2 protein-coding genes and 1 pseudogene are annotated in these 5970 nt (G+C 39.1%); all 3 read left to right on the top strand.

Annotated elements, in window-relative coordinates; genetic code table 11:
* A partial coding sequence (locus JOC36_RS08635; RefSeq protein WP_205146093.1) for an LPXTG cell wall anchor domain-containing protein occupies positions 1 to 849 on the top strand: 849 nt, incomplete at its 5' end.
* A 641-nt stretch (positions 850 to 1490) separates the two neighbouring features.
* Positions 1491 to 2123, top strand: coding sequence for a YSIRK-type signal peptide-containing protein (locus JOC36_RS08630; protein WP_205146092.1), 633 nt, complete (start codon positions 1491 to 1493; stop codon positions 2121 to 2123).
* A 5-nt stretch (positions 2124 to 2128) separates the two neighbouring features.
* A pseudogene (locus JOC36_RS08625) lies at positions 2129 to 5970 on the top strand (GA module-containing protein); the annotation flags it as partial.

Below are 5970 nucleotides of genomic sequence, written 5' to 3'. Positions count from 1 at the left end.
ATCGATGAAGCCAAGAAGCAAGCCGAAAAGAACAAGAATAATAAGGGTGATAAGAGTCTCCAAGAAAAGAAAGATGCTGCCAAGAAAGAAATTGATGGCATAGGTAACTTAACTGATAAGGAAAAGAAAGAGTTCAAGAAGCAAATCGATGGTGCGACAACAACTGATGGTGTTGATAAGATTATCGATGAAGCCAAGAAGCAAGCCGAAAAGAACAAGAATAATAAGGGTGATAAGAGTCTCCAAGAAAAGAAAGATGCTGCCAAGAAAGAAATTGACGGCATGGGTAACTTGACTGATAAGGAAAAGCAAGAATTTAAAAAGCAAATCGATGGATCAAAGACAATTGATGAAGTCGATGAAAATTTGAAGAATGCTAAGGACAAGAATAAGAGCAAGGGTGTTAAGCCTGATGGAAATAAGGGAACCAATGGTGGTTCAAACAAAGGAACAAACAAAGGAACAAACAAAGGAACAAACGGTGGTTCTACTCTTGGCAACAAGCATGCCAATAGTGGCGCTGGAATCTTAAATCCAAATGGTAATAGTGGCCAAACGAATGATGCTAATGGTAATGCCGTAGCAGGATTACAAGCATCAAAGCATTCAGCGTTGAAGGAAATTGATGGTTTGACTAACTTGACTGCTAGTCAAAAAGCAGCCTTTAAGCAACGGATTATGAATGCTACATCTACTGCAGAGGTTAATCAAATTTTGGCGGAAGCTAAGCAAGTGGCACTTCCAAATACAGGTGTTGAAAACAATGTTGGCCTTACGATAGCTGGCGTGATAGCTGGTGTATTAGCATTGATTTGCTTGGTCGTTGGTCGCCGGAAGCAAAATGATTAATTTATCATTTATATAGAAGAAAAATAAGAAGTCTTTTCATAAATAATAGTGAGAAGACTTTTTTATTATGGCCAATATTACTTACAATTTTGATAAAACGGGTTCTGTTACTGATTTATATATGAATGTATTTAAATTTTTACGAAGCTTAAAAATTACATGAAAATGATAAGACGCTTTCTAAATGTCTGTTTTATGAAATTTAAAAATTAGACATTTAATATTTTCAATAAAAATTGTTCGGTTATTATTTGAAATTAGAAAGTCTATCCGAATGTTCGTAAAAATGGTTATTTTTTTATAAAAATGTGGCTATTTTCGATACAAATTCATAAATTTTTGGCTTAAAGCCAAAAATTTATTGTAGTAATGGTATTGATAAAAAGGCTTTCGTAGAAAAAGTTAAGCAAATTGCTTTAAATTTACTTCTACGGCAGTTTGGGTGTTTTTATACATTTTTTCTACATGTTATCATGACAAATGGTATAGGTAAAGTTGAACAAAATAATGACATAACAATGATAAAAGTTATATTTATTAGTAGATTTAAACTTATATTACATGTTAAGATTACGTTACAAAATAAATATTTGTAATATTTTCTTTAGAAAGACGGGGTGTGTACTATGTATTTTAATAAAATGGAAAATCAAAAATATGCAATTCGTAAATTAAGTGTCGGGGTGGGATCCGTCCTAATTGGATTGACAATTGGTATCAATTCAAATGCTTTTGCGGATTCAAATGTACAATCTAATCATAATCCAACTAATGAAACGAACACTGATCCTGAAGCATCCGAGCCAGCAGATGCTGGACTTAAATTCCAGACAGTCAGTGAAGCTAATAGTCTAGCAGATGAAAGTGCGCAAACAACAAGTGTTGCGGAGAGTCAAGCGACAACAGTTGAATCACAAGCAGCTAGTGTTGCACAAAGTGAGACAACTGGAGCCAAGAGTCAAGTGGCTAGTGAAGCGCAAAGTCAAACAACTAGTGGTGTGAAGAGCCAGGCTACTAGTGAAGTACAAAGCCAAACAACAAGTAGTGTCAAGAGTCAATCAGTTAGTGCAACTAAGAGCCAAGCAACAAGTACTGCCAAAAGCCAAGCTAAGAGTACCGCTACTAAGGTCAATACAAAGTCCACAAATAACTTAAAGGCCAAGGTAAAGTCAGCCACGCTTAAAGCTACGACTGCAGCAGAATCAGCTTCAAAGGACTTGCAAGGTTTGACCGATATCCAAACAACTGATCCAAATGGTAAAACTTCAAATTAAGTGAAGTGCACATTGCAACAGATGGTAGTAATGTTACGTTGACGATTGATGCAAGCTCACGTGCTGGAGTTAACCTTTTTCCACGTGAAACGATTGGAATCAAGCTTTCAGATGGTATCTCTCGAGCAATCAAGGAAATCTATTTGACTAAGAATGGTCAAAAAGTGACGGCGACATATAATGCGAAAACCGGTATGTTTGAATTGAAGTCTGGTGGTCTAATTGCTACTTGGGGTGGAGATTTTGAACTTGGTTTCGTTTTGGACCCTGATAAGTTGGACCCTTCAGATTCGATTGAGTTTAACTATACTTGGGATGCCACACTTTGGCCATCTGTAAAGGAAAAGGCGACGATTACGTTAGGTGACGCAGCCACTTTTGCTAAGGATTATAAGGACTTGAGTAATGCAATTGATAATTACCAAGGCTTTACTGAAAGCGAAAAGCAACAATATCGTGATGCCCTTAATGCGTCAAATGTTAATACATTAGAGGCCCTTAATAAAATCAAGGATCAAGTTTTAAATGATGCCAAAACGACTGAATTAAATCGTCTTGGTAATATTCCGGATACACAAGTTGGTAAAGACCAAGTTACCAATAATATCAATGGGGCTACTAGCTTAAATGATTTGAATGAAAGCGTTCGTTGGATTAACAATGTTGAAGCAACGAACTTATTGAATAAAATTACTGATAGCGTGAATGGCAAGACTGACTTGAGCGATAAGCAAAAGCAAGATTACTTGGATCGTTTGAATAGTATTAAGGAACAATTCCGGAACGGCGAAGACGTTAAGGAAGATTTTGATATTAATAAGTTCACTGATGTGATGAATCAATTGAATCAAATTGATGTGCAATCTACACAAGTGGATGAAGATCAACGTGCTAAGCGTATTTTAGAAGAGCAAAAGGCTAAGGCCAAAGAAGAAGTTAATTCTTTGGGTTATTTAACTGAGGAAGAAAAGAAGAACTACTTGGAGAACATCGATAAGCAAACTAATGTTGATTCAGTCAATAAGATTGTTGAAGATGCCAAGGTACAAAATGAAAAGAATCGTCAGCAAATTGAATTGGATAAAGCCAAGGAAGATGCTAAAAAGGTAATCGATGAATTGCCAGCTTTGCCTGATAACGAAAAGGAAGATTTCAAGAACCGGATTGATAATCAAACTTCAATTGAAGAAGTCAATAAGATTGTCGACGAAGCCAAGGCTGAAGATAAGGCGCGTCAAGAGCAACAACTTCAAGAGCTGAAAGACAAGGCTATCACAGAAGTTAATGGTCTAAAGGAATTGACTGATTCAGAAAAGCAAGAATTCATTGATCGGATTAATGGAGCGGGTAACTCAACTGATATTAATAAGATTGTTGAGGAAGCTAAGCAAACTGATGAAAAGAAGCGTCAAGAGCGTGAGTTAAAGGAAACTAAGGATCAGGTTAAGGAAGAAATCTCCAAGATGGAAAACTTATCTGATAAGGAAAAGCAAGACTTTATTGATCGTGTTGACGGAGCCACATCGATTGATGCTGTAACCGAAATCTTAAAGGAATCAATTGCCAAGGACCTTGAAAATAAGGGGATTTTGGACAATGCCAAAGATAAGGGAAAGCAAACCATTGAAGGTAACAACAATCTAACCGCCAAGGAAAAAGAAGGTTATATTGACCGAATCGATGGGGCCAAGACACCAGAAGAAGTTCAAAAGATTGTTGATGAAGCCACAGAAGCTGGCGAAAAGAACAAAGCTGATAAGGACTTACGTGAAGCTAAGGACCAAGCCAAAGAACGGATCGATAATAATCCTAACTTGAGTGTGAAGGAAAAAGAGTACTTCAAAGAATTAGTGGATTCTGCTACTAATGTTGAGGGTGTTAAGTCAGCTGAAGATTTAGCTAACAAGCAAGCGGAAAAGAACTTGCAAGATGCTAAAACAAATGGAAATGCCACGATTGACAAGTTGACTGACCTAACAACCGATGAAAGTACTGATTTTAAGAAGCAAATTGATAGTGCCTTAACGATTGATGAAGTCCAAAGTATTATCGATGAGGCTAATAAGCAAGCCCAAAAGAATAAGGCTGAAAAGGACTTACAAGACAAGAAGGATAGTGCAAAGACAGAAGTTGGCGGTCTTGGAAACTTGACTGATGCTGAAAAGCAAGAACTCAAGGACAAGATTGATGGTGCTGGCACAATCGAAGAAGTTGACAACTTGGTAACTGACGCTAAGGAACAAGATGCCAAGAACAAGGCCGACAAGGACTTGCAAGACAAGAAGGATAGTGCCAAGACAGAAGTTGATGGCCTTGGAAACTTGACTGACAAGGAAAAGCAAGAAATCAAGGACAAGATTGATGGCGCTGGCACAATCGAAGAAGTCGACAACTTGGTGAAGGATGCTAACGAGCAAGATGCCAAGAATAAGGCTGATAAGGACTTGCAAGACAAGAAGGACGAAGCTAAGAAGGAAGTCGATGGCCTTGAAAACTTGACTGATAAGGAAAAGCAAGAAATCAAGGACAAGATTGATGGCGCTGGCACAATCGAAGAAGTCGACAACTTGGTAACTGACGCTAAGGAACAAGATGCCAAGAACAAGGCCGACAAGGACTTGCAAGACAAGAAGGACGGGGCCAAGACAGAAGTTGACGGTCTTGGAAACTTGACTGACAAGGAAAAGCAAGAGATCAAGGACAAGATTGATGGCGCTGGTACAACTGAAGAAGTCGATAACTTGGTGAAGGATGCTAACGAGCAAGATGCCAAGAATAAGGCTGATAAGGACTTGCAAGACAAGAAGGACGAAGCTAAGAAGGAAGTCGATGGCCTTGAAAACTTGACTGATAAGGAAAAGAAAGACATCAAGGATAAGATTGACGGAGCAGGTACAACTGAAGAAGTCGACAACTTGGTTGATGAAGCCAACAAGCAAGACCAAAACAATAAGGCTGACAAGGACTTGCAAGACAAGAAGGACGAGGCTAAGAAGGAAGTCGATGGCCTTGGCAACTTGACTGACAAGGAAAAGGAAGACATCAAGGACAAGATTGACGGAGCAGGCACAACTGAAGAAGTCGATAACTTGATTGATGAGGCCAAGAAGCAAGATCAAACAAACAAGGATAAGGCTGACAAGGACTTGCAAGACAAGAAGGACGGGGCCAAGACAGAAGTTGACGGTCTTGGAAACTTGACTGACAAGGAAAAGCAAGAGATCAAGGACAAGATTGACGAAGCAGGCACAACTGAAGAAGTTGATAACTTGATTGATGAAGCCAACAAGCAAGACCAAAACAATAAAGCCGACAAGGACTTGCAAGATAAGAAGGACGGGGCCAAGACAGAAGTTGATGGCCTTGGAAACTTGACTGACAAGGAAAAGCAAGAAATCAAGGACAAGATTGATGGCGCTGGCACAATCGAAGAAGTCGACAACTTGGTAACTGACGCTAAGGAACAAGATGCCAAGAACAAGGCCGACAAGGACTTGCAAGACAAGAAGGACGGGGCCAAGACAGAAGTTGACGGTCTTGGAAACTTGACTGACAAGGAAAAGCAAGAGATCAAGGACAAGATTGATGGCGCTGGTACAACTGAAGAAGTCGATAACTTGGTGAAGGATGCTAACGAGCAAGATGCCAAGAATAAGGCTGATAAGGACTTGCAAGACAAGAAGGACGAAGCTAAGAAGGAAGTCGATGGCCTTGAAAACTTGACTGATAAGGAAAAGCAAGACATCAAGGATAAGATTGACGGAGCAGGTACAACTGAAGAAGTCGACAACTTGGTTGATGAAGCCAACAAGCAAGACCAAAACAATAAGGCTGACAAGGACTTGCA

Origin of the sequence: Weissella uvarum, from assembly GCF_016908785.1 — a bacterium.
Classification (GTDB): domain Bacteria; phylum Bacillota; class Bacilli; order Lactobacillales; family Lactobacillaceae; genus Weissella; species Weissella uvarum.
Note: the sequence above shows the minus strand (reverse complement) of the source record. Positions and strands in the feature narration are given on the sequence as shown.

Excerpts from the sequence above, each read along its gene's own strand:
- JOC36_RS08630 (WP_205146092.1), top strand. The coding sequence starts at position 1,491 with ATGGAAAATCAAAAATATGCAATTCGTAAATTAAGTGTCGGGGTGGGA.